This window comes from Arthrobacter sp. 08Y14, from assembly GCF_002929455.1.
Classification (GTDB): domain Bacteria; phylum Actinomycetota; class Actinomycetes; order Actinomycetales; family Micrococcaceae; genus Arthrobacter_B; species Arthrobacter_B sunyaminii.
Window position 1 is genome coordinate 1 of record NZ_PJIX01000019.1, and the last position, 829, is coordinate 829.

General features: G+C 42.0%; 1 protein-coding gene. It reads right to left on the reverse strand.

Annotated elements, in window-relative coordinates:
- Nucleotides 1–758 (reverse strand): DDE-type integrase/transposase/recombinase (locus CXR03_RS17725; protein WP_146070558.1); only part of this gene is annotated, 758 nt, incomplete at its 3' end.
- Nucleotides 759–829: the final 71 nt, after the last annotated feature.

Below are 829 nucleotides of genomic sequence, written 5' to 3' on the forward strand. Positions count from 1 at the left end.
CTTACTTTTTCTTCTGCCTCTCTCAATATGTCTGTCCCAAAAACTTGACGTTCACCGGTTTGATCCCAAAGAAGCGGCGTACGGCACTTTCGACCATATAATGCTTCATTCGGAGACATTTGCAAACTAGCTTGATAACTGTTGTTATATGAGAATTCCGCGTACGGCAAATTCTTATCCCAACTTCCACCAAAATCTAGAACACAAGCTCTCAACATATCTTCTAAAATTTGGTTTACTCTTTCCGTCTGACCATCTGTTTGAGGGTGATAAGCAGTACTGAAATTCAAACGGGTACCCAATTCTGATTGTAATTTCTGCCAAAACTTCGAAGTAAACTGGCTACCTCTATCTGACACTATCTTCTTAGGAACACCATGCAAACATACCACTCTAGCCATATATAACTCTGCAAGCTTATGTCCTGTATAGGTTGTTTTGACCGGTATGAAGTGAGCGACCTTTGTCAACCGATCAACCACTACCCAAATAGAATCATGTCCTGCCGACGTTCTGGGTAGACCGGTTATAAAATCCATTCCTATTTCTTCCCACTTCCACTCTGGAATCTTCAATGGTTGTAACAGACCGGCTGGCTTCTGATGTTCTGCTTTGACCCGCTGACATACATCACATAGAGCCACATATTCTGCTATCTCACGTCGCATACTGGCCCACCAGAATTGTTGCTTTAAATCTTGGTACATCTTAGTGCTTCCAGGGTGAATAGAATACAAAGTTTCATGAGCTTCTTTCATGATAGTATCCTTCAACTCCTTGTTTTCTGGGACACAAATTCTTTCTCCTAACCATACGGTACCCTGCTCAT